This is a genomic window from Salinimicrobium sp. 3283s (genome assembly GCF_039602225.1).
GTDB lineage: Bacteria > Bacteroidota > Bacteroidia > Flavobacteriales > Flavobacteriaceae > Salinimicrobium > Salinimicrobium profundisediminis.
On the sequence record NZ_CP143631.1, the window covers coordinates 1,298,180 to 1,322,036 of the forward strand.

General features: G+C 43.8%; 21 protein-coding genes. 11 read left to right on the plus strand and 10 right to left on the minus strand.

The features are described 5' to 3' along the window. The first annotated feature begins 1 nt into the window (after position 1). Genes VS868_RS05770 through VS868_RS05795 form a run of 6 tightly spaced genes read left to right on the plus strand, consistent with a single transcriptional unit; the run spans position 2 to position 5,305 of the window. Positions 2 to 967, plus strand: coding sequence for a lysylphosphatidylglycerol synthase transmembrane domain-containing protein (locus VS868_RS05770; RefSeq protein WP_345599497.1), 966 nt, complete (start codon positions 2 to 4; stop codon positions 965 to 967). 36 nt (positions 968 to 1,003) lie between these two features. Then, positions 1,004 to 2,149 (plus strand): alpha/beta hydrolase-fold protein, encoded by a 1,146-nt coding sequence (locus VS868_RS05775; RefSeq protein ID WP_345599498.1) that lies wholly within the window; start codon positions 1,004 to 1,006, stop codon positions 2,147 to 2,149. A gap of 24 nt (positions 2,150 to 2,173) precedes the next feature. Then, positions 2,174 to 3,538 carry a DNA repair protein RadA gene (radA, locus tag VS868_RS05780; protein ID WP_345599499.1) on the plus strand — a complete coding sequence of 455 codons (1,365 nt, stop codon included), beginning with the start codon at positions 2,174 to 2,176 and terminating at the stop codon, positions 3,536 to 3,538. A gap of 32 nt (positions 3,539 to 3,570) precedes the next feature. Next, on the plus strand, positions 3,571 to 3,774 hold the full coding sequence (locus VS868_RS05785; RefSeq protein ID WP_266070023.1) for a hypothetical protein: 204 nt from the start codon (positions 3,571 to 3,573) through the stop codon (positions 3,772 to 3,774). Continuing rightward, positions 3,775 to 4,095, plus strand: a complete 321-nt coding sequence (locus VS868_RS05790; RefSeq protein WP_266070093.1) for a GNAT family N-acetyltransferase — start codon at positions 3,775 to 3,777, stop codon at positions 4,093 to 4,095. Between the two features lie 52 nt (positions 4,096 to 4,147). Further along, the gene (locus VS868_RS05795) at positions 4,148 to 5,305 is read left to right on the plus strand and encodes a M23 family metallopeptidase (RefSeq protein ID WP_345599500.1); all 1,158 of its coding nucleotides are present in this window, start codon (positions 4,148 to 4,150) and stop codon (positions 5,303 to 5,305) included. 9 nt (positions 5,306 to 5,314) lie between these two features. On the opposite strand, the gene VS868_RS05800 is transcribed toward VS868_RS05795, so the two are convergent. The 5 genes from VS868_RS05800 to VS868_RS05820 form a co-directional block, all read right to left on the minus strand. After that, positions 5,315 to 6,286, minus strand: coding sequence for an OmpA family protein (locus VS868_RS05800; RefSeq protein ID WP_266070025.1), 972 nt, complete (start codon positions 6,284 to 6,286; stop codon positions 5,315 to 5,317). A gap of 16 nt (positions 6,287 to 6,302) precedes the next feature. Then, positions 6,303 to 7,064: an exodeoxyribonuclease III gene (locus VS868_RS05805; RefSeq protein ID WP_266070027.1), complete on the minus strand. Its 762-nt coding sequence runs from the start codon at positions 7,062 to 7,064 to the stop codon at positions 6,303 to 6,305. A 73-nt stretch (positions 7,065 to 7,137) separates the two neighbouring features. Further along, positions 7,138 to 10,122: a T9SS type A sorting domain-containing protein gene (locus VS868_RS05810; protein ID WP_266070028.1), complete on the minus strand. Its 2,985-nt coding sequence runs from the start codon at positions 10,120 to 10,122 to the stop codon at positions 7,138 to 7,140. Between the two features lie 112 nt (positions 10,123 to 10,234). Further along, the gene (locus tag VS868_RS05815; protein ID WP_345599501.1) at positions 10,235 to 11,773 is read right to left on the minus strand and encodes a glycine--tRNA ligase; all 1,539 of its coding nucleotides are present in this window, start codon (positions 11,771 to 11,773) and stop codon (positions 10,235 to 10,237) included. Between the two features lie 64 nt (positions 11,774 to 11,837). Continuing rightward, entirely contained in the window at positions 11,838 to 12,719 is an 882-nt protein-coding gene (locus tag VS868_RS05820; protein WP_266070030.1) for a hypothetical protein, read from the minus strand. 73 nt (positions 12,720 to 12,792) lie between these two features. Between VS868_RS05820 and VS868_RS05825 the strand changes: the two genes are divergently transcribed. Both VS868_RS05825 and VS868_RS05830 read left to right on the plus strand, forming a co-directional pair. Continuing rightward, positions 12,793 to 13,473, plus strand: coding sequence for a phosphoribosyltransferase family protein (locus VS868_RS05825; RefSeq protein WP_266070031.1), 681 nt, complete (start codon positions 12,793 to 12,795; stop codon positions 13,471 to 13,473). Positions 13,474 to 13,524: 51 nt separating this feature from the next. Then, the gene (locus VS868_RS05830; RefSeq protein WP_345599502.1) at positions 13,525 to 15,165 is read left to right on the plus strand and encodes an Ig-like domain-containing protein; all 1,641 of its coding nucleotides are present in this window, start codon (positions 13,525 to 13,527) and stop codon (positions 15,163 to 15,165) included. Here the strand turns inward: VS868_RS05830 and VS868_RS05835 are convergent. After that, the gene (locus VS868_RS05835; protein ID WP_345599503.1) at positions 15,143 to 15,937 is read right to left on the minus strand and encodes an amidohydrolase; all 795 of its coding nucleotides are present in this window, start codon (positions 15,935 to 15,937) and stop codon (positions 15,143 to 15,145) included. The genes VS868_RS05830 and VS868_RS05835 overlap by 23 nt on opposite strands. A gap of 102 nt (positions 15,938 to 16,039) precedes the next feature. Here VS868_RS05835 and VS868_RS05840 point away from each other — a divergent pair, with 102 nt between their 5' ends. Next, positions 16,040 to 16,555, plus strand: a complete 516-nt coding sequence (locus VS868_RS05840; RefSeq protein ID WP_345599504.1) for a DUF1440 domain-containing protein — start codon at positions 16,040 to 16,042, stop codon at positions 16,553 to 16,555. 3 nt (positions 16,556 to 16,558) lie between these two features. Here the strand turns inward: VS868_RS05840 and VS868_RS05845 are convergent, their stop codons facing one another. The 4 genes from VS868_RS05845 to VS868_RS05860 form a co-directional block, all read right to left on the minus strand. Next, entirely contained in the window at positions 16,559 to 17,716 is a 1,158-nt protein-coding gene (locus VS868_RS05845; RefSeq protein ID WP_345599505.1) for a methionine aminotransferase, read from the minus strand. Positions 17,717 to 17,794: 78 nt separating this feature from the next. Next, a complete protein-coding gene (locus VS868_RS05850) occupies positions 17,795 to 18,538 on the minus strand; it encodes a succinate dehydrogenase/fumarate reductase iron-sulfur subunit (RefSeq protein ID WP_345599506.1) in 744 nt (247 codons plus the stop codon). Positions 18,539 to 18,610: 72 nt separating this feature from the next. Then, a complete protein-coding gene (locus tag VS868_RS05855) occupies positions 18,611 to 20,614 on the minus strand; it encodes a fumarate reductase/succinate dehydrogenase flavoprotein subunit (RefSeq protein WP_345599507.1) in 2,004 nt (667 codons plus the stop codon). Positions 20,615 to 20,617: 3 nt separating this feature from the next. Next, positions 20,618 to 21,331, minus strand: a complete 714-nt coding sequence (locus tag VS868_RS05860; protein ID WP_266070038.1) for a succinate dehydrogenase cytochrome b subunit — start codon at positions 21,329 to 21,331, stop codon at positions 20,618 to 20,620. Positions 21,332 to 21,628: 297 nt separating this feature from the next. Here VS868_RS05860 and VS868_RS05865 point away from each other — a divergent pair, with 297 nt between their 5' ends. Together VS868_RS05865 and VS868_RS05870 are read left to right on the plus strand one after the other, a co-directional pair. Then, a complete protein-coding gene (locus tag VS868_RS05865) occupies positions 21,629 to 22,921 on the plus strand; it encodes an aminopeptidase P family protein (protein WP_345599509.1) in 1,293 nt (430 codons plus the stop codon). Positions 22,922 to 23,031: 110 nt separating this feature from the next. After that, positions 23,032 to 23,805, plus strand: coding sequence for an alpha/beta hydrolase (locus VS868_RS05870; RefSeq protein ID WP_266070040.1), 774 nt, complete (start codon positions 23,032 to 23,034; stop codon positions 23,803 to 23,805). The last annotated feature ends 52 nt before the right edge of the window (positions 23,806 to 23,857 follow it).

The window sequence follows — 23,857 nt, forward strand, 5'->3', positions numbered from 1 at the left end:
CTTGAAGAAAAAAATTTTCAGGTTATCGAAAACTTTTCTTCCCCTGTTACTGGGTATCTTTTTGATATGGTATTCCCTTAGCAGCGCAACTCCCCTGGAGCGGCAGGAACTATGGAACAACATTCTCCTTGCCGACCTAAAATGGGTTTTTTTAAGTGTTTTCTGCGGAATACTATCTCACCTTTCCCGTGCCTACCGCTGGAAGTATCTTCTGGAACCTTTAGGATACAAGCCCCGGCTGGCCAACAGTTTTATGGCTGTAATGGGAGGTTATCTCGCAAATCTGGGTGTACCAAGATCTGGTGAAGTATTGCGTGGGGCAACTATTTCTACCTATGAAAATGTTCCTTTTGATAAAGCTTTTGGAACCATAGTTTCAGAAAGAATAGCCGATTTGGCAATGGTGCTGCTCATCACCACCTTCGGCTTCCTCATTCAAACCGAAAACCTTATCAATTATTTCGAAAACAACAACATCAACCCTTTCCTCTCTATGGGGATACTGCTTGTGCTTATCATTATTGGTGTCTTTTTTCTCAACCTGGTGCGGCGCTCTAATCACCCTTTAATGATCAAAATAAGAGATTTTGCACGGGGATTACTTGAAGGAATGCGCAGTATTGTTAGGATGAAAAAGAAAAAAAAATTCCTATTTCACACCCTCTTTATCTGGATCATGTACCTGTTGATGTTCTACGTCATCAAATACGCTATTCCCGAAACCAATTCGCTGTCTCTGGCCGGCTTCATGGCTGCCTTTATTGCCGGCTCCTTTGCTATTACCACAACTAATGGAGGGATAGGGGTTTACCCCATAGCAATGGGTGCTGTCCTGCTTCTTTTTGGGATCAATCAACAGGCCGGGGAAGCCTTTGGATGGATCATGTGGGGATCACAAACCCTTATGGTAGTTATTCTCGGCGGACTTTCCTTCTTATTTCTTCCAATTTACAACCAAAAGAAATAAAATTTTATATTGCCTTAGGAAACAAACCTACTGCATATGAAGAAATTATACATTTTAGCCTGCCTGTTTTTAATAGTCCAGTTAAGTTTTTCACAAACCATTTACAAGACCATTAATTCTTCAAAACTTGGAGAACAAAGGGAACTTAAAATTCAGTTACCCCGCAATTACGACCAGAATACCGATAAAATTTACCCGGTGATCATAGTTCTTGACGGAGACTATCTTTTCGAACCTATGGCAGGGAACGTCGATTACTATTCTTACTGGGATGAAATACCTGAAACCATCGTAGTAGGCGTTAACCAGGTGCGAAGCAGGCATCATGACTGCTCTTACGACCCCAGGAATTTTCTTCCCGAGAAAAAAGGCGCCCAGTTCTTTGAATTTTTAGGCATGGAACTGCTCCCTTTTATTGACAACAACTACCGCACTTCGAGGTTTACGGCAATTGCAGGGCATGACATTACTTCAAATTTCATCAACTACTACCTCTTCAAACCTAATCCAATCTTCAAGGCTTACATCAATTTAAGCCCTGATTTGGCTCCCGAAATGAGCAACAGGATCGCACAATCTCTTTCAAAAGCCGAAGCGCCTTGCTGGTACTACCTCGCAACAGGCTCCAATGACGTCCCCGATCTCAAAAAACAGGTGACCGCCTTTGATCAACAACTGGCTGTGATAGAAAATAAGAATCTGCATTACGATTTTGAGAGTTTTGAAGCTGCCAATCATTACACATTAATTGCAAATGCACTACCACGGGCCCTGGAGCACATTTTTCAAACATATAAGCCTATAAGCCTCGAAGACTACGATAAGGTGATCGCCCTTGAAGGTTCAGCTTTCGAATATCTTCTTGAAAAATACAACCTTATTGAAGGAAATTTTGGTATTCAAAAGCCCGTAAGGATAAATGATTATCTCGCTATTGGTAAGGCTTTAGAGTACCGTGAGCAGTGGGATGAACTGGAAAAACTCGGTGAACTCGCCCAAAAACAATATCCCAACATGGCGCTGGCCAATTATTACCTCGCCCGATCTTATGAAGCCAATGGCCGACCTAAAAAAGCTATGAAAACTTACCAAAGTGCTTATGGGAAAGAAGAAGTGGCCTTTATTACGGTGGATTTTATGCTGAAAAAAGCCGACCTAATTAAACAAGATTTCGGTTATTAGCAGCTCATTTGAAGCAACTCATCAATGGCTAAATCGAAGACCCTGTATTACTGCCAAAACTGTGGTGCACAACACAGCAAGTGGCAGGGCCAGTGCAATTCCTGTCGCGAGTGGAATACTCTGGTTGAAGAAGTAGTACAAAAAACCGAAAAAAAATCCTGGAGTAGTGAAGCTGCGCCAGGGGTTCGAAAAATAGCAAAACCGCTGCGGATTTCTGAAATTGAGGTATCTAAAGAAGAGCGGCTCAAAACCAATAATCAGGAACTGGACAGGGTGCTGGGCGGCGGCATAGTTCCCGGATCTCTTACCCTTTTGGGCGGGGAACCCGGAATAGGAAAAAGTACGCTGCTGCTTCAAATCTCCCTTAATTTATCATACAAAACCCTGTACGTTTCTGGCGAAGAGAGTCAGCAGCAAATTAAGCTTCGGGCGCAACGTATTAACCCAGATTCCGACAACTGCTTCATTCTTACAGAAACAAAGACCCAAAACATTTTTCAGCAAATAGAAAAGCTGCAGCCCGAAATCGTCATCATTGATTCCATTCAAACCCTTCAAACCGATTACATTGAAAGCGGCCCCGGTAGCATTTCCCAAATTCGCGAATGCACTGCCGAGCTTATAAAATTTGCGAAAGAAACGGCTACACCGGTTATTCTTATTGGCCATATCACCAAAGAAGGAAGCATTGCGGGGCCAAAAGTCCTTGAGCACATGGTTGACACGGTGCTACAGTTTGAAGGCGATCGCAATCACGTTTACAGGATTTTAAGAGCGCATAAAAACCGTTTTGGCTCCACCAATGAACTGGGAATTTATGAAATGCAGGGGAATGGTCTTAGGGAAGTGAGTAATCCTTCTGAAATCCTTATTTCCAAAAATGAAGAAGACCTGAGCGGCACCGCTATTGCTGCCACTCTTGAAGGCATGCGGCCTTTGATGATAGAAGTGCAGGCGCTGGTGAGTTCGGCGGTTTATGGCACTCCGCAACGTTCAGCGACAGGCTACAATGCCAAGCGGCTCAATATGTTGCTGGCGGTTCTCGAGAAAAGGGCAGGTTTCAGGCTGGGTGCTAAAGACGTCTTCCTGAATATTACCGGCGGAATTTCAGTTGATGACCCTGCACTCGATCTAGCTGTAGTTGCCGCAATTCTCTCTTCAAACGAAGATATTGCCGTGCCCAAAGACATCAGCTTTGCAGCCGAAATTGGTCTGGCAGGCGAAGTTAGGCCGGTAACCAGGGTCGAGCAACGCATTCTTGAAGCCGAAAAACTGGGCTTCAGCAGTATCGTGGTTTCTTCCCAAAATAAATTTCCGAAGAGTAACTTCGGAATAAAAATTCAAAAAGCTTCAAAAGTGGAAGATGTTGTGAGCTTTCTCTTCGGATAAAAAAGTCTTATCTTTTGCTGAAAAACTTAACTATGCCACCCAAAAATGTCATTTTTGAGAAGCTTTCTTCAGCACATCTTCAGGAGCTAAAAGCGTTAAGCCGAAGCACCTTTACCGATGCCTTTGGAGACCAGAACAATGCTGAAGATCTCCAGGCCTATCTCGATAGTGCTTTTAACGAAGAGCAGCTCAAAACCGAACTACACAACCCGCTTTCAGAGTTTTACTTTGTATAACTGGAGGGCGAAACCGCGGGTTACTTCAAGATCAATTTAGGTGACGCTCAAACCGAATTTAAAGACGAAGACGCTATGGAACTGGAGCGGATTTATATCAGGAAGGAGTTTCAGAATCAAAAAATAGGACAGAAGATCCTGGATAACGTGATAGAAATGGCCATTCAGCGAAAAATGAGGTATTTATGGCTGGGAGTTTGGGAGCATAACCATCGTGGCCTCAATTTCTACCTGAAAAATAAGTTTGAAGTTACCGGAAGTCATCCCTACATGGTGGGGAACGACCGGCAGACAAATAAGATCATGAAGCTTTTCTTCTGAAAACCTAAGGTGTCAAAAATGGCATTTTCACCCCGGCTCTTTAGACTTTTGCATGGCACAGTTTCTGCATTTTAAGGGCGTGAGGAACTTTGTAACACATTTTACAGCGCTACTGGCTTTATTTTCCCTGGTAATCTCCTGTTCAAAAATGAACAAAGCCAGGGATTTATTTACCACACCAACAGCAAGAGAACAGTATGAGCGGGATTTTGACAGTGACCCGGCGGCCTATGGCCAGTGGAAAAAGACTTTCGAAAATGCCCTTTTTGACAGTATAACTGTTACGCCCCCTTATTTTGAAGCAGGCAAGTTTACAGCCCCGAAAAATCAAATCTACACCTACAATATTTCCCTGAATCCAGGAGAGCAGCTGCGCACACAGGTACAAACAGATTCCCTGAACCCACTTGTCTTTATAGATCTATACCGGCAGAAAACAGATTCGGTAGCGAGTTACGAGCACGTGAAATCGGCCGATTTTGGAGACACTGAAATTCAGTTTGAAACAGAACAACCCGGAATATATAAGATCCTGCTTCAGCCTGAAATCAATTCCACTTCAGCATTTTCAATAAAGATATTTACAGAGCCTGTTTATTCCTTTCCGGTAGCCAATAGAGGCAACACCGCAGTACAGAGTATGTGGGGCGCCACGAGAGACGGAGGCCGAAGAAGCCATGAAGGAATTGACATTTTTGCCCCCAGGGGTACGCCTGTGGTTGCAGCCACTTCGGGCAGAGTATCTTCAACCGGGAACAAAGGCCTGGGCGGAAAACAAGTCTGGCTGCGCGATACCAAGCGGGGAAATTCCCTGTATTATGCACATTTGGACAGCATTATTGCCCGTCCCGGAATGCGGGTAAAAGTGGGTGACACCCTGGGTCTAGTAGGTAATACGGGCAATGCACGCACCACTCCGCCGCACCTGCATTTCGGCATTTATAAAGGCTATAGAGGCGCACAGGATCCATTACCCTACGTTTTTAAACCCTCGCCTCCCAACGAATTTATTCCGAAGTTTAATAAGACATTCCTGCGGGCAACCGGTACGGCTAACCTGAGAAAAGGGCCTTCAACTAAAGCTGAAATTGGCAGCCGCGCCAACACAAATGACACACTACAGTTTCTTGGGGAAACGACCGACTGGTATCACACCAGGCTTAAAGATGAAAATTTCTTCATCCATAAAAGCCTGGCGTCACCATTGTAAAAAGTTTAATTATTCGAATTCCGGCTCCTGGAGCAGCCTGTTAATTTCATCAAGCTTCGGAGTGAGGATCACCTCAATCCTGCGGTTCTTTGCACGGCCTTCGGCAGTGTCATTTGAAGCTACAGGCGCGTATTCTCCCCTTCCGGCAGCGGTAAGGTTTTCAGCATTGATCCCTGAATTCTCCAGTAAAAGCTCAACTATAGCCGTAGCACGTTTTGTAGAAAGGTCCCAGTTATTGGTAAGCTGGCCACTCCCTTTGTAAGGAACATTATCTGTGTGCCCTTCGATAAGAACAGCGATATCGGGATTTTCAGCCAGTACAGAAGCCAGTTGTTGTACCGCCTTTCTTCCCTCTGCTCCCACGGCCCAGCTACCGGAGTTGAACAGGAGTTTATTTTCCATAGAAACATATACTTTCCCATCTCTCTGCTCTACGGTAAGGCCTTTCCCTTCAAAATTCACAAGCGCCTTGGAAATGGCATTTTTGAGAGCATTCATTTTGGCGTCTTTTGCAGCGATCATACTCTCCAGTTCATCCACACGCTTAGAGCGGGCCGCAAGATCTTTCTGCAGTTTTTCTAACCTGTTCTTTTCCTGAAGCAAAGCTTCTTCTTTAGCATCAAGCTCGGCTAAAAGCTCACGATTTCTTCGGGAGTTTTCTGCGAGGGCCGAAGAGCTGTTTGCTTCAAGAGCATCATAAGAGGCTTTAAGTTTCTCATAGCTTGTTTTGGTACTATTGTACTCCTCCTGTAACCTGTCTCTTTCAGCTTTAGTTTGTTCATATTGTGCCTGTAAAGCTGCAAGATCATTTTCGTTTTGGCGGAACCGGGCTTCCAGATCATCAAATTCCCTGGAAAGTTCACTGTTATCTTCCTGTAATTGCGCATGCCTGTCTTCAAGGTCTTTGTACACTTTTGAAGAAACACAGGAAGAAAGTAAAACCGAGCTGCTCAAAAGAGCGAATAAGAGATTTTTTTTCATAAAATAGGGGTTTGGTTTAATCTAATTCAAGAAGAACGGGACAGTGGTCGCTATGTTGTGCATCGGGTAAAATAACGGCTCGCTTCAACCTGTCTTTTAGCGGTTCGCTCACCATGTTATAGTCAATTCTCCATCCTTTGTTGTTTCCACGGGCACCGGCACGGTAGCTCCACCACGAGTAATGCCCGGGTTCAGAATTAAAGTGCCTGAAGGAATCTACAAACCCACTCTTTATAAAATTGCCTATCCATTCCCTTTCTACCGGTAAAAATCCGGAGGTATTTTTAAGCCGTACAGGATCGTGAATATCTATTTCTTCATGACAAATATTGTAATCTCCACAAATCACGAGATTCGGAATTTCCTGCTTTAATTCATTAATATACTTCTGAAAATCGGCCATATACTGCAGTTTATGGTCGAGGCGAGCAATATTAGTTCCCGATGGCAAATACAGGCTCATTACCGAAACATCATCAAAATCTACCCTCACATTGCGACCTTCAAAATCCATGTAATCTATCCCGGTGCCAAAAACCACATTTTTAGGCTCTTCCTTGCTCAAGATAGCAACACCGCTATAGCCTTTTTTTACAGCCGGATACCAGGAATTGTACTTGTACCCCAAATTCTCAAAAGGTTCATGGTCAAACTGCTCTGGGGTAGCCTTTATTTCCTGCAGGCAAACCACATCGGCGTTAGTTGATTCCAGCCAGTCAATAAACCCTTTTTTAATGGCAGCTCTAATTCCGTTTACGTTGTAGGAAATTATTTTCATTCTTTACATTTTATGCTGTCAAAAATAGCATTTTTAAAGGGCCTTTAGAAAGAATGAAGTCAGACTTTTTTAACTACTGTACAATAATGCGTTTCACTTTACCCTCGTCTCGCGTTCCCATACGCACAAGATAAACTCCCGATGCAGCGTAAGACATATCAAGAGAATAGCTGTAGGCTGTGGCACCTTTTTTCACCATGGCCTCCACCAGTTTTTGCCCCAACATATCGTGCACGGTTACCCACAGCGGGCGTTGGTATGGCGTGGTAAAATTGAGGCTGAACATATCTTCTTCGGAAGAAGTGATCACAAAATCTCCCTGCTGTATTTCAGATTCTTTGATCCCATCTACCAGCACCACCGTATAATCTTCGGTAGTACCATATTGCATCACATTACAGGGGTCATTAAGATTTCCATCGTAACCAGGGCTAACGTCTCCTGCTCTTGCCCTTAGAATATGCTCTCCCAAAGTGGCATTTTCGGGAAGTGAGAATTCAAATACTGTAGGAGCCGAAGAGGAAGTTATGTCACCAGATCTCACCAGTTGCTCTTCAGGCTCAAAAACGGCGTTGTCATTAAAATCTATCCACATAGAAAATTCATTACTGCTATTAGACACCACTCCTACCTGGTGCACTTCCCGGGTGATGTCCAGTCTGGTAGAAATACCCAAAAAGTTGTTGTAACCGTCGTCACAATAGATATTTTCATTGACGATCTCTTCCAAATAAAAGCTGTTAATACCATCTCCAAAGGCACAGGAAGAACCCTGGGGAATACAATCAAGTTGAGCAATGGTCTCCACAGTCGCATCGTTGGCAGTATCACTGTCGTTTTCGAGAAAAGTAGACGCTACTATAGTGTACCTTCCGTTTGCTGAAAAATCATACGGATTATTGAAAGAATATGTGAGCTGAGAATCTACTTCCAGCGTTTCGCTTACGATTTCGGTCACTGGAGTTCCGCCGTTTACCGTATAACCAACTTCAAAACCGGTTTGTGCTTCTCCTCCAAAATTCTCAATTACTACAGTAATATTTTCAGTGGCAAGGTTGGAGCCGGTTTCGGGATGTACAATTTGTGTGACCCCAATATCATTGGGCGGCAGGTTAGTAATTTCAACTTTTAAAGAATCATTTTCGGGGTTCATATCCCCTTCCAGCGCTGTACTTACAAAAAGATCGTATGTTTCTCCGGAAGTGGAAAAGTCTATTTTTTCTGAAAAAGTAAATTCCGCCTGCTCTGTTGAAGGAATGGTACCACTGAAGGTTTCCGTTACCACCTCGTCATCGTTCACCTGGAAAATCACAGGGAAATTCGATTGGGCTTCAGTTCCAAAGTTCCTTATGGTAACAGTGAGGTCTTCGCTAGCGGTAAGGCTTGAAGAAACAGGAGACGTGATTGCAGTTATCCCAACATCTTTTGCAAATTGAGGCGCCAGTTTAAACACGCCCACCCTGTTTAGACGCGAGCCTGGCTGAAAATATTCTGCATTGTACCAAAATGTTTCATTATCAACAGGGTCAATACTGGTATGGGCATAATCTCCATATCTATTACTTTCACTAGCTGAAGTACTTTCCACAAGGGTCACCTCCTGTAGCGTCATTTTGTTGAGCGGATCGTTAAAATATCTTCCTGTAAATTTTAAAGTGGGTAGTATGGGCGATTCGGGACTGTCGTTCACTAAAGTAAATCCCATTCCAATATTTCCATGTTTATCAATATTCATGCTTCCACACCAGCGGTCGCTATCATCGGGCGCATAAGTTCCCTCCTGATATATTTCCCACGCCTGGTTTTCCCCATACTGCCTAAGTTCGTACCACCTTATCCCTGCATGTTCTGCAATGCCGGGATCTACATCTACCACAAAGTTAAAGACTACAGAATTATGAGTGGCAAACCTTCGGAATGAAGTTGGATACATCAGGGCGCCCTGTAAGGCATCAAGTTCGGGTTTATTAAAAGGTTGAGATAAATTGGAAAAGCCTCCCCCGTCAAAAGTGCTTTTAAAAGGAGTGAGGCCTTCCGAAGGTGTTATTTCCTGTGCTTCCCTTATGGTTGAATTTCCTATGTTATTCCAGTCTACATTGACCAGCCAGATTTTAAGATGATCTACATTAATTCCCATCCAGGAATCATCCTGAAAATAAATTACCGGCATATTTCCCGGTGGCGGCGGTTCACTACCGGTTGCATTAAAAGCTGCCGGACTGTAAAAGCCGTTGTTCCTCACGCCCGGAAGTGGAAAGCCCACATGTCTGGCTGCCTCTCCTCTTATCATTTTCTCCCTTTCCAGCACAAATACTACTTCACTAATTGCCGGGTCATCCAAATCCTGATTTGTAGTGACATAATAACCATCACTCCAAACAAAGAATTTTGGATAATCGGGAAAAGTACCTGTAGCAAACCTGTAAGTGTACCATCCGTCATTAACAGGATCCGGGCCTCTCGAAATAGCCACGAGCAGTGCATTGGTGGGATCAACTTTATTCGGGCAACCCTGGGTAGGATTATAAGGGCAGCCGGCAAATTGCGTGATAATGAACCTATCGGCAAATTGATCATAAAGCACAATGGGATCTCCCAGCCTTTCTCCTGAAAATTCCCCTCCCAGGGAAGCTATATCGGTAGGCGGCAAAAGTACATTCCCCTGCTTGTCAAAAACTGAAAAACCTGAATTGTAAGCATTAACGTAGTGGTTTGGCCCGGCGGCTCCGGTAGGATCTGTAGGGGTATGAAAAAGATTGGCGGCATCAAAAGAAAGGATTGCCTGTTTCACTGGGATAGTTCCCTTCTTTTCCTGCAAAGCGGCGTCTGCTCCTTTAGGATATCCTTTTCCCGGCACCACCCTGTTAGCAGTGCGGTTCTTCGGGTTTACTTCCTTCCTTTCACTTATGGCCGGGATTAGTTCTTTGGCAGAAAGAGGCGCAGAAAAAGATGGTTTTGCCACTCCCTGTGAGATTGGGCCTAATAGTTCCTTCTCCTGGGCAGAAACATGGAACCCCAGGAACAGAACGAGAAAAAGAAAAAAATAATTTTTCAGCATAAAGCAAACTTTGACCAATAAATGTAATGATTTAGGATGAGCAGAAACAAAAAAAAGAACAATTCGGAGAGAATTGCTCTTTTTTTTAACTCATATTTAGATAGGAAAAAAGCTACTTTTTCATCCAGTGTTTAAAGTCGGTCTCTTCTGAGATCAATTTGGAGATCTCAGCAATAGGAATCCTTTTTTGCTCCATGCTATCTCTGTACCTCACTGTCACCGTGCGATCTTCAAGAGAATCGTGATCTACGGTAATACACAGCGGTGTACCCGAAGCATCCTGCCGCCTGTACCTGCGCCCAATAGCATCTTTTTCATCATATTGTACATTGAAATCCCACTTCAGGTCTTCAATGATCTCCTGTGCCAGCTCGGGCAAGCCGTCTTTTTTCACCAGTGGCAACACAGCTGCCTTGACGGGGGCAAGTATTGCAGGTAGTTTAAGAACAGTACGTGAACTGCCATCTTTTAGCTCTTCTTCTTTTAGGGAGGCCGAAAGTACAGCCAGGAACATCCTGTCAAGCCCTATTGAAGTTTCTATCACATAAGGCACATAATTTTCCTTAAGTTCAGGATCGTAAAAACGAAGCTTGCGCCCCGAGAATTCTTCATGTGCTTTCAGGTCAAAATCTGTACGGGAATGTATACCTTCAAGTTCCTTGAAACCAAATGGAAAATTAAATTCAATATCTGTTGCGGCGTTGGCGTAATGGGCAAGTTTATCATGATCGTGGAAGCGATAGTTCTCTTCCCCAAGACCCAGTGAAAAATGCCATTTTTGACGCACCTCTTTCCAGTGCTCGTACCATTTAAGCTCTTCTCCCGGCCTTACAAAATACTGCATCTCCATTTGCTCGAATTCCCTCATCCTGAAAATGAACTGCCTTGCGACTATTTCATTTCTAAAGGCTTTTCCTGTTTGTGCAATTCCAAATGGAATTTTCATCCTTCCGGTTTTCTGAACATTAGAAAAGTTTACGAAAATTCCCTGAGCGGTTTCAGGTCTCAGGTAGAGGTTTGATGCCGTTTCAGAAGAAGCTCCCAGTTTGGTGCCAAACATAAGGTTGAATTGCCTAACATCGGTCCAGTTCCTGGATCCGGTTTCAGGATCGGCAATGTCCAGCTCTTCAATTAATGCTTTTACATCCTTTAGATCTTCATTGGTAAGGGAGCGGCCAAGACGTTCCAGGATTTCTTTTCTTTCAGATAAATACCGCTGTACCCGGTCGTTTGTATTGACAAATTGCTCTTCATCAAAAGCTTCCCCAAAGCGTTTGCGAGCTTTTTCGATCTCCTTTTGTGCCTTCTGAAGAATTTTTTCAGCATGATCTTCAACCAGAACATCGGCCCGGTATCGCTTCTTAGAATCTTTATTGTCAATAAGAGGGTCATTAAAAGCATCAACGTGGCCTGATGCCTTCCAGGTGGTAGGATGCATCAGAATAGCGGCATCAATGCCTACTATTTCCTGGTGCAGCTGCACCATGCTTTTCCACCAGTATTCCCTGATATTCTTTTTTAGTTCTGCTCCGTTTTGACCGTAGTCATAGACTGCGCTAAGGCCGTCGTAAATTTCGGATGATGCAAAAATATACCCATACTCTTTGGCATGGGATATTACATTTTTAAAAAGGTCTTCTTGTTTTGCCATAAAGCAAAAATAAAAAAACCGCCCCGATTCAAGCCAGGGCGGTAGGATTAATTAATTTTTTGTTTTACCTGAGACTAAATCCTGTAGCGCCTATCAAATTAGCACCTTCATAAACCAGTACTTTATAAGCACCTTCAATTAGGCGATCTGGATTTGTATTGGCTAAAAGGCACACATCAAGTTCTTCATTTTCATAGTAGACTTTAGTGGCAGCACTATAAACCATCACCCCGCCGTCATGCTGCACGGCAATTTGATCTCCTACCAGTTCGTTATTGGGATTGTACACCTGCACATAGATATTTTTATCTCCTGCCGCAGCCAGAGTGTTTGGCGTAATGGTGAAACAGGTCCTAATCTTATCTACTCTTCGGGTACGGTCATTCTCTACCAGCCTGCCGCTGTTTCTTTCAATAACACCTTCCCCTCTCAAGTTACTTAACTTCAGTTGAGCAGCCTTATCTATCTTTGAGGCCATAGTCTGAGTTTGAACCTGAAGCGAATCAGAAATTCTTGTTCTCTCCAGCAGCATGTTATTGGTACTGTCAATTTCAGTAATAAGCCGCTGGTTTTGATTGCTCAAACTGTCTACCACTCTAAACAATTGTTCCTTTTCGGCTTTAAGATTGCTCACTTCACGACGGTAGCGTGAGATAAGTGCCAGGTTGGCTTCCATAACCTGTACAGAATCGCGCAGGGCTAATATCCTGTTTCTCGCTGCATTTAACTCAGAATCAAGACCTTCATTTTCAGCGATTGCCTCATCGTATTTCACAATTAAATCGTTAAGCTCTCCTTCTATCACAGCTTTTTCCTGCTGTAACAATTCCCGGTTCTCTTTCTCGTCATTATAAAATTTAATGGTATAAATACCCAGTGCAACCAAAGCGACTGCCAAAACCCCGGTAAGGATCTTTAAGGCATTATTACTCTTCTGGTCTGACATAACAAATGATTTTTAACGGTTTAGTTTTGTAAATTTAGGAGTTTTAATCAGGCTAAGACCAATTTGTTAACAAATGTTTCACGATTTCCTTAACCTTCTTTATCCCAAACTCTGTTATGGATGTGAATCTGGCCTGCGGGCTAATGAGTATATCCTCTGTACGTCCTGCCTTCACAGCTTACCGGTGACCAATCATCACCTGGAAAAAGACAATGTGGTTGAAAAGATTTTCTACGGAAGGATACCTGTTGAAAATGCCACTTCCCTCCTGTTATTTGAAAAGAAAGGTGTGGTGCAAAAGCTTATTCACAACCTGAAGTATCGCGGCCATGAAGAAATTGGCCCCTATTTGGGTGCATGGCTGGGGAATGAACTCAAGGAATTACCGCAATGGCAGCAAACTACCATGGTCATTCCTGTACCACTCCACCGCAAAAAACTTAAAATAAGAGGCTTTAACCAGGTAGAGGGTTTTGGCCGGGAAATTGCCAGATCACTTGAAATCCCTTATCGTGATGACCTGCTACTCAAGATCTCCTCCACAGAAACACAAACCATAAAAAAGAGGATTGCCCGCTGGGGCACAATAGATGAAACCCTGGTTGTACAAAACCCTTCTTCCCTTCAAAATGCCCACGTGCTGCTGGTAGATGACCTGGTTACCACCGGTGCCACTCTTGAGGCCTGTGCTCATAAACTGCTCCAGGTTCCCAATGTGAGAATTAGCATAGCCACCATGGCCGTTACGCATTAGCGGCTTCAGGATTAAAAGAATAAATTGTTTCTTTGTAACAAATTTCGTTTTATGAAACGTGCCGGTGTAAACTTCCTGCTCATCCTTACCATTATTATCGCCTTTGCGGCCTGTGCAAAAAGAGGTACGCCCGATGGCGGCCCGCGTGATATGGAGCCTCCCAGATATGTGAGGGCAAAGCCGGAGAATTTTACCACCAGTTTTAATTCCGATGAAATAAGGATACATTTTAATGAATACATTAAGCTGTCAAACCCGCAGCAACAAATAATTATTTCGCCGCCAATGGATCCGCGGCCCGAGATCACTCCTTTGGGAACGGCCAGCAAATCTATCCGCATAAAAATTAATGACACTTTAGAACCCCGCACTACCTATACTATTAACTTCGGAAGAAGCATTACAGACAACAATGAGTCTAACCCGCTTAGTTTTTTCACCTACGCCTTTTCTACGGGGCCTTATATTGATTCCCTTTCCCTGCGAGGCAGCGTGAAGGATGCAATTCTTCGGGCGCCCGACCCATTTATCTCGGTGATGCTTTATGAAGTAGATTCTACTTATTCAGATTCTGTGATCTACACCCGGGTGCCCCGATATGTTACCAACACCCTTGACAGTGCAACCACTTTTCAGCTAAACAATCTTAAACAGGGCACTTATCAACTGGTGGCTATGCGCGATGTGAACAACAATTACACTTTTGAACCACGTACAGACAAGGTGGCATTTGCAGATGAATACATCACGATTCCCACAGATGAAGAATTCGACCTTACGCTGTTTTCCGAAATACTTGAAGGAAAATTTGAAAGGCCCCAGGTAAAGGCTCAACAGCACCTTATTTTTGGATATACAGGATTAGTAGTGGCCGACAGTATTTCAATTACACCATTTGATGTACCTACCAATTTTGAAGACAGGATCACTAAAGATCCTGTGACCGATACGCTGCATTACTGGTACAAACCTTTTGCAGAACGCGACACGTTAAAATTCCTTGTGGAAACCCCACGGGTGAGCGACACAGTTATTGCCCGGCTGCGAAAGGCAAAACGGGACACCTTGCTTTTTAGTGTAGAACCCCAGTCGACGCTAGGTTTTCAGGAAGATATAAAAATAATACCCACGGTGCCCCTCGAAGAGGTGAAAGACTCCCTGATTAACCTTACCAGGAGCGACAGTATCGCGGTGCCCTTCACAGGAACTTATGACAGATGGAATAATGTGTACAGACTTTCTTTTGAAAAATCTGAAAAACAAAAATACCAACTCACGGCACTGCCGGGTGCTTTTACAGATTTCTTCGGAAGGCAGAGCGACACCATCACGGCCCAGACAGGAACACCTGCCCTGGCCGATCGCGGAAATCTTATTATCAACCTCACAGGAGTTGAAGCTTTTCCTGTTATCGTGCAGGTCACGACAGAAAAAGGGGAAGTCATCGCCGAAGAATATTCTACCGGCACTAATGTGATCAACTTCAACAACCTTAAACCGGGAAATTACCTGCTAAGGCTCATCTACGACCGCAATGAAAATAACATTTGGGATACAGGAAGCTTCTTAAAAAGGAAGCAGCCCGAAACTGTAGTGTATTACCCCGAGCCTATAAACGTAAGGGCAAACTGGGATGACAACTATACCTTTGATGCCAGTCCTGTAGCAATTATTCCTCCTCCAGATCTGTAATAGTAAAACGGTCTCTGTCCTGTAAGAACTTCAGCTGGGAACGGATGTCTTTTAAATCCTGCTTATTGAGCTTTACAAGCTCTGTAAATTCAGTTTCCTGCAGGCTTGAAGAGACCTTTTCTCCAAGGCAGTTGTAAACAGCAGAGTGCCCCACGTAATTAAGTTCGCTCCCATCCCGGCCTACCCGGTTAAGACCAATACAGTAGCTCATATTTTCAATGGCCCGGGCTTTTAAAAGAGCATCCCAGGCTACAACCCGGGCTGCAGGCCAGTTGGCCACATAAATAAGTAAGTCATAATCTTCGGTATTGCGGGACCACACGGGAAAACGAAGGTCGTAACACACCAGCGGACAAATCTTCCAGCCTTTGTACTCAACAATAAACCTTTCACTTCCAGACGCATAAGTTTCGTCCTCTTTGGCCAGAGTGAAGGTATGCCGCTTATCATATTTTTGAGAAGCACCATTAGGATAAACAAAATACAGGCGGTTGTAGAAATTGCCTCCGTCAGAAATGATAAGGCTACCGGTAACAGCTGCATCTTTTTCTGAAGCCATTTTTTGCATCCACTTAAAGGTGGGGCCTTTGTCGGGTTCAGCAAGATTTTCGGCATTCATAGAGAAGCCGGTAGAGAACATTTCGGGCAGGATTATAAGATCGGTTTCCTGCGGAAGTTCTTTTATTTTCCTCTCAAAAAGGGCTTTATTGTCTTCGATTTTCTCCCATTCCAGGTTCGCCTGAAGGAGTGCGGTGTTTAAAATTTCTGCCATATGTAAAGGTATAAAAAATGCTTTTTTCCCTGCTAAATACATGTTAAATGGTTGCATTGACGGGCGAAGTTGAATAGTTTTAAATTGAAAAAAATTAAAGCTATGAGTTTACAATCATTTTTTGAAAAAGATTCATTCCCATCGAACACCTCACGCGGAATCCTTGCGGGTTTTGTGGCCGGACTTGTAGGAACTGCTGTAAAAGCAGGCGTAGAACGCTTCCTCGAGGTACGAAAGATCGACCAGCGATCGGCTCAGATCAAGGTGATGGATAAGTTCTCAACAAAACTTATAGGCTCTCCTATAAAGCTCGAAAATGAAGGCATTGTGGAACAACTGGTCAACCTGCCCCTGGGAGCCACCGTGGGTGCAATTTATGGCTACGGAAAAAGAGACAAAGACGAGATGAACATGCTTGACGGTGCAATTTTAGGTGCCACTACATGGGCGTCAACCCATGAAACAAGCCTGCCGCTTATGGGCCTTGACGAGAGCCCCGAAAAAGTGCCCTTTAAGACACAGGCACATGAGCTAATTGCCCATGTTGTTTTTGGGGTCACTACAGAAATTGTGCGGTCTTATATAAACGACAGCCTTAGAAAACACCAGGAAGAGTAAGCACTATTTGACCTTTTTGAGGATTTCTGCTGCCTCTACCAGTGTGCCTTCGGTCTTGGCAAAGCAGAACCTCAACTGCCGGTGATCTTGTTTCCCTTTGTTAAACACTGAAACCGGAATACTTGCAATACCAAATTCCTTAATGAGCCTGCGGGAGAAATCCACGTCGGGCTCATTTGTTATTTCTGAATAATCCAGAAGCTGAAAGTAAGTCCCTTTTGAAGGAACAGCTTTAAAAGCCGTGTCTTTAATGAGGCGCAGAAATTTGTCTCTTTTCTCCTGATAAAAATCTCTGAGTCCGAGGTAATGTTGAGGAGTTTTGAGGTACTCGGCGAAAGCTCTCTGGGTAGGATGATGTACGCAGAAGACATTAACTTCCATCACCTTCCATATTTCGGCCATAAGTTCTTCGGGTGCTACGCAATATCCCATCTTCCAGCCGGTGTTGTGAAAAGTCTTTCCAAAAGAGGCACAGATAATTGCCCTTTTTGAGAGGTTAGTAAAAGCTGAGGCACTGTAATGTTTAGCTTCATCAAAAATAATATGTTCATAGACCTCATCACTCAAAAGAATAATATCTGTACCCTCTAAAAGAGCTTCCAGCTGTTGCATTTCTTCGTTACTGAAAACATTTCCGCTGGGATTGTGGGGCGTATTGATAATGAGCATACGGGTCTTAGGAGTGATCTTCTGTTTGATCTTACCAATATTGAGCTTATATTCTTTTCCTTCGAGCTGCACCAGCACGGGAATGCCACCATTCAGCTTAATAGCAGGTTCGTAAGAATCATAAGCCGGTTTAAGCACTATAACTTCATCTCCGGGGTTTACAAAGGCTGTAATTGCAAGGAATAAAGCCTGGGTGGCCCCATCGGTTACTGAAATCTCTGTATTTTTATCATACTTTTTGCCGTGCAGGCTCTCGATCTTATCGGCAATCTGTTCCCGGAGAGGCGTAATTCCTGCAAGCGGCGCATATTGGTTATACCCATCGAGCATGGCTTTATAAACAAGCTCTTTGAGCTGCCTGTCGGTTTCAAAATTGGGATAACCCTGCGAGAGGTTGACAGCATCATGTTCAAATGCCATTTTTGACATCACAGAAAAAATACTGGTTTCGTGCTTCGGAAGTTTGGAAGATATATTGCTGACTCCTGCCATTAGTTTTTTCAATAAGTTCCAAAAAAAATCCCGAACTGCAAAGCCCGGGATCTTCAGAAATATAAGGTGTCAAAAATGCTATTTTACGCTGGCTCTCAAGTACTCCCTGTTCATACGGGCAATGTTCTCAAGAGAGATCCCTTTTGGGCATTCTATTTCACAGGCACCGGTATTGGTACAGTTACCAAAACCTTCTTTGTCCATTTGCTCTACCATGGCCAGTACACGACGATCGGCCTCTACTTCTCCCTGGGGCAATAAAGCCATCTGGCTTACCTTGGCCGAAGTGAATAACATGGCACTCGCATTTTTACATGCTGCCACACAGGCCCCGCACCCAATACAGGTTGCCGCATAGAATGCAGCATCTGCCTGGTCTTTTGGAACAGGAATAGAATTGGCATCCTGGGTATTTCCTGAAGTATTTACAGAGACATATCCTCCTGCCTGCTGAATTCTTTCAAAAGAAGAACGGTCTACAACCAAATCTTTGATCACAGGAAAGGCCTTTGCACGGAATGGTTCAATAGTGATGGTATCTCCATCTTTGAACATTCTCATGTGCAACTGGCAGGTAGTAACACCCCTGTCTGGCCCATGAGGTTCTCCATTGATTTGCAAGCTACAGGTTCCGCAGATCCCTTCACGGCAATCGTGATCAAAGACCACCGGCTCTTCTCCTTTGTCAATCAACTCCTGGTTTAGAACATCGAGCATCTCCAGAAAAGACATATCGGGTTCCACGCCTCCCAATTGGTAGGTTTGGATTGCCCCTTTTGAAGTGGCATCTTTTTGACGCCATATTTTTAGTGTAAGATTCATATTTTTAATTTGAAGATTTGAAGATTTGATGATGAGTTAATTTTCAAATTCCCTCATTTTCAAATTTTCAAATTATTTATAGCTTCTCGTTTTAACTTCAATATTTTCGTAGACCAGGTCTTCTTTATGTAAAACTGCATCTGCAGGTTCTCCCGTGTATTCCCAGGCGGCTACATACATAAAGTTCTCATCATCACGAAGGGCTTCCCCCTCTTCGGTTTGGAATTCTTCCCTAAAGTGACCTCCGCAAGATTCTTCCCTGTGAAGTGCATCTTTGGCAAAAAGCTCTCCCAGCTCAAGGAAATCGGCTACCCTTCCGGCTTTTTCAAGCTCGGGGTTCATGCCGTCAACGATTCCCGGAACACGTACATCTTTCCAGAATTCTTCTCTCAAAGCTTTAATTTCTGAAATAGCCTCTTTCAATCCTGTTGCATTTCTAGACATACCAACTTTATCCCACATGATCTTTCCAAGACGCTTGTGGAAATAGTCAACAGACTTTGTTCCTTTCGTATTCACGAAACGCTCAAGTTGCTCACGGATCTTTCTCTCGGCTTCATCAAACTCGGGAGAATCGGTTGGGATTCTTCCGGTTCTAATGTCGTTGGCGAGATAATCCCCCATGGTGTATGGAAGCACAAAATACCCATCGGCAAGTCCCTGCATCAAAGCCGAAGCTCCAAGACGGTTAGCACCGTGATCGGAGAAGTTGGCTTCCCCAGCAGCATAAAGTCCGGGAACTGTAGTTTGTAAGTTATAATCTACCCAAAGACCACCCATGGTATAGTGAACGGCAGGATAGATCTTCATTGGGGTTTCGTACGGATTCTCGTCTACGATCTTCTCGTACATTTGGAAAAGGTTTCCATATTTAGCTTCAACCACAGCTTTTCCAAGCTCCCGTATCTGCTCTTCGGAAGCATTCTCTATTTTTTGTGTAGAAACCGCCTCTCTTCCGTAGCGCATAAAAGCAGCACTAAAGTCAAGGTAAACAGCTTCTCCTGTTTTATTTACTCCAAACCCGGCATCACAACGCTCTTTTGCAGCTCTGGAAGCCACATCACGAGGTACCAGGTTACCAAACGCAGGGTAACGTCTTTCCAGGTAGTAATCGCGATCTTCTTCGGCCAGTTGGGTGGGCTTCAGCCTTCCTTCCCTAATGGCCTTTGCATCTTCCAGTTTCTTCGGAACCCATATCCTACCATCATTCCGAAGGGATTCAGACATTAGGGTTAATTTAGACTGATGATCTCCGGAAACCGGAATACAGGTTGGGTGGATTTGCGTGAAACAAGGGTTGGCAAAGAAAGCTCCTTTTTTGTGCACTTTCCAGGCGGCAGTAACGTTACTTCCCATCGCATTGGTAGAGAGATAAAACACGTTACCATATCCTCCTGAAGCAATTACCACAGCATGTGCACTGTGTCTTTCAATTTCGCCGGTCACCAGGTCACGGGCAATGATACCACGGGCTTTTCCATCTACAAGCACCACATCAAGCATTTCATGACGGGTGTAAGATTTAATTTTTCCGCGGTTAATTTGACGGTTCATGGCCGAATAGCACCCTAAAAGTAACTGCTGCCCAGTTTGACCTTTTGCGTAAAAGGTACGGGAAACCAGTACCCCACCAAAAGAGCGGTTATCGAGCAATCCACCGTATTCACGTGCAAAGGGAACCCCCTGAGCTACACACTGGTCGATAATGTTACCGGAAACTTCAGCCAAACGATAAACGTTCGATTCCCGGGCACGGTAATCTCCTCCTTTAACAGTATCGTAGAAAAGACGGTAATCTGAATCCCCATCTCCCTGATAGTTCTTTGCTGCGTTAATTCCTCCCTGTGCGGCAATAGAGTGCGCACGGCGTGGAGAATCCTGATAGCAAAATGTCTTTACGTTATATCCCAGCTCTGCTAAAGTAGCGGCTGCGCTACCCCCGGCAAGACCTGTACCAACTACAATGATGTCAATATTCCGTTTGTTGGCGGGATTGACAAGATTGATTTTATTTTTATGATTGACCCACTTATCGGCCAACGGCCCCTGTGGTACTTTAGAATCTAATACTCCCATAGCTTATATTTTTTCGAGTACAAAATAGATGTAAAACGGAATGATAGCGAACAACAGTGGCACTATAATAGAAAAGGCCACTCCGGTCTTCCGCACAAAATTGTTGTACTTGGGGTGATTTACTCCCAAAGACTGGAATCCGCTGCCAAACCCGTGATAAAGGTGGAAACCGATGGCAATCATGGAAATAAGGTAAATGATAGCCCAGATAAGACCCATTTCAGCATCCTGAAAGGTCCTGATCGTAAGCGTGTAAAGGTCTTTCACAGTCTCCCCATTGGCAGTTTGATAAACAGTGTCATCCAAACCTCCAAATTTCATTTCTCCCCAAAAGTTGATTAAGTGGATCACGATGAACGCAAGGATCACTGTTCCAAGAACTCCCATGTTTCTTGAAGACCATTTTGAGTTTGTAGCCGGTTTAAAGCTCGCGTAACCCTGAGGGCGTGCTTTGCGGTTATTTACTGTAAGAACGATCCCATCAATGACGTGAAAAAGTATACTCGCAAAAGTTACTATAGACAGCACCCTAACAATAGGATTGGTGGTCATAAAAAGCGCGTATTCATTGAATTGATCTCTCGCACCCTCTCCCGTAGCCAACAGCTGCAGGTTTCCCGCAAGGTGGCCCACCAGGAATAAACATAGAAACAGGCCTGTGAAAGCCATCCAGTACTTTTTAGCAAGCGATGACTTTAATAGCGCAGATTTTGCCATAAAATATGTGATTATTTTTAATAAAGTAAAAGCAAAAATACGCTCTTTCACTTCATTAGCAAACATTCACCTCCAATTACGCTTTATTTAGAACAAATATAAAGAAGCTGCAAAAGATTGTTCTTTAAAGGAATGACCACCCAAAACCCTACTACAGCGACAGGAACTCAAACGTTTTTTTAACACTATAAGCAATTTGGACCTAAAATGAATTGATCAAATCAACGAGTCGGCCGTGTTTTCGACCGCTTCTCGGTTTAAATTTTTTAAATTTGTTGCACACACTAAATAATACCCATGAAATATCACCAAATAGACCGCAAACTATTCATAAAAAACAGGAAGAATTTTGCTGAAAAGATGCAACCTAAAAGCCTTGCTGTTTTCAACTCCAACGACATTTACCCAATTGGGGCAGACAGCACCATGCCCTTCCAGCAGGCCAGAGACCTTTTCTACCTTAGCGGGGTAGACCAGGACAAAAGCATACTTGTGATTTTTCCCGATGCGCCTTCAGAAAAGCACCGGGAAATGCTCTTCCTCACCGAAACCAATGATCACATTGCAGTGTGGGAAGGTGAGAAGCTTACCAAAGAAAAGGCTTTTGAAGTATCAGGTATCAAAAATGTCTTTTGGCTCAAAGATTTTGAAAAAGTATTCTTTGAAGTAATGACCCAATGTGACACTGTGTATTTCAATACCAACGAACATTACCGGGCAAATGTGGAGACAGAAACCCGCGAAGCCAGGTTTATAAAATGGTGTAAACAGCAATTTCCTGCTCACCAGGTGGCAAAAAGTAACCCAATCCTGCAACGGCTGCGTTCGGTTAAAGATCCTATTGAGCTTGAACTGATGCAAACGGCCTGTGATATTACTGAAAAAGCCTTCCGCAGGGTGCTTAATTTCGTAAAACCGGGGGTTTGGGAATATGAGATTGAAGCCGAATACTGGCACGAGATGATTCGCAACCGCTCTAAAGGTTTCGCCTACACCCCAATTATTGCCAGCGGAAATAACGCTAATGTGCTCCACTACATCGAAAACAACCAGCAGTGTAAAGAAGGGGAACTGATTCTTCTGGACACAGGTGCCGAATATGCCAATTATGCCAGCGACCTTACCAGGACTATCCCGGTTTCCGGAAGGTACACCAAACGCCAGAAAGAAGTTTACAACGCCGTAAACCGCGTGAAGAACGATGCCACTAAAATGCTTGTTCCCGGCACCGATTGGGCCGAATACCACAAGGAAGTTGGCAAGCTCATGACATCAGAATTACTGGGCCTCGGGTTACTCGACAAAGCCGATGTTCAAAATGAAGATCCTGAATGGCCGGCATACAAGAAATACTTCATGCACGGTACTTCTCATAATATCGGACTTGACACGCATGACTACGGATTACTTTACGAGCCCATGCAGGCAAACATGGTCTTTACCGTAGAACCCGGAATTTATATCCCAGATGAAGGCTTCGGAATTCGTCTTGAAGACGATGTGGTGATCCAGGAAAAAGGAGAACCTTTCAACCTTATGCGCAACATCCCGATAGAAGCCGATGAGATTGAAGAGATCATGAACTCTTAAAATCCCACGTTGCAAATTATGATTCAAAGCCACGAATGCACAGATAACCAGTGAATTCGTGGCTTTTTAAATATATAAATTAAACGCCAATAGCTATAAACTTCAATAAGATGAAGATAAAATTTCAGGAAACGGAGATCCATTATTCAATAGTGGGAGAAGGTGAAACAACTGTACTGCTGCACGGATTTTTAGAATCTTCGGAAATCTGGGAAGACTTCCTGCCCGGGTTCTCGAAATACGGCAGAATTATTTGCATTGACCTGCCGGGGCATGGAAAATCGGGCGTTATTTCTGAAGTTCACAGCATGGAATTGATGGCTGAAGCTGTCTATGCCGTACTGCAAGCCACAGGTGTCAAAAAGGGCAATATTATAGGTCATTCTATGGGCGGTTATGTGGCCCTGGCATTCCTGGAGCAACATCCTGAAATGGTTCAGGATCTTATGCTACTCAATTCAACCCCGCAGGCCGATAGCGAAGAGAAAAAAGAGATCAGGGACCGCTCTGTTGAACTGGTACAGCGAAATAAAAAGGCATACATCACAATGGCTATCAACAACCTGTTATCACCCCGCAATACAGCATCATTTTCCGAAGAGATTGACGAACTCAAAGATAAAGCTATGGGTTTTCCAACAGAAGGGATCACTGCAGCTCTAAAAGGCATGAAAATACGTTCAGAAAAAATTGAAGTTCTTAAAAATTACAGCGGACAAAAAATAATCGTAGCCGGCAGCGAAGATCCCCTGGTTAACATTTCTGAATTAAGAAATCTTGCCGAAGGCTGTGGCTGCAAATTTTTCCAGTTTTCGGGAGGCCATCTTTCTTACATCGAGAATAGAGAACAATTCAGGAAATTGTGCATTTCATCGAAAAATTGAGGTATTTAACTGATTTTTAGGAAAGTTTTATTACATTCCTACTTTGAAATTA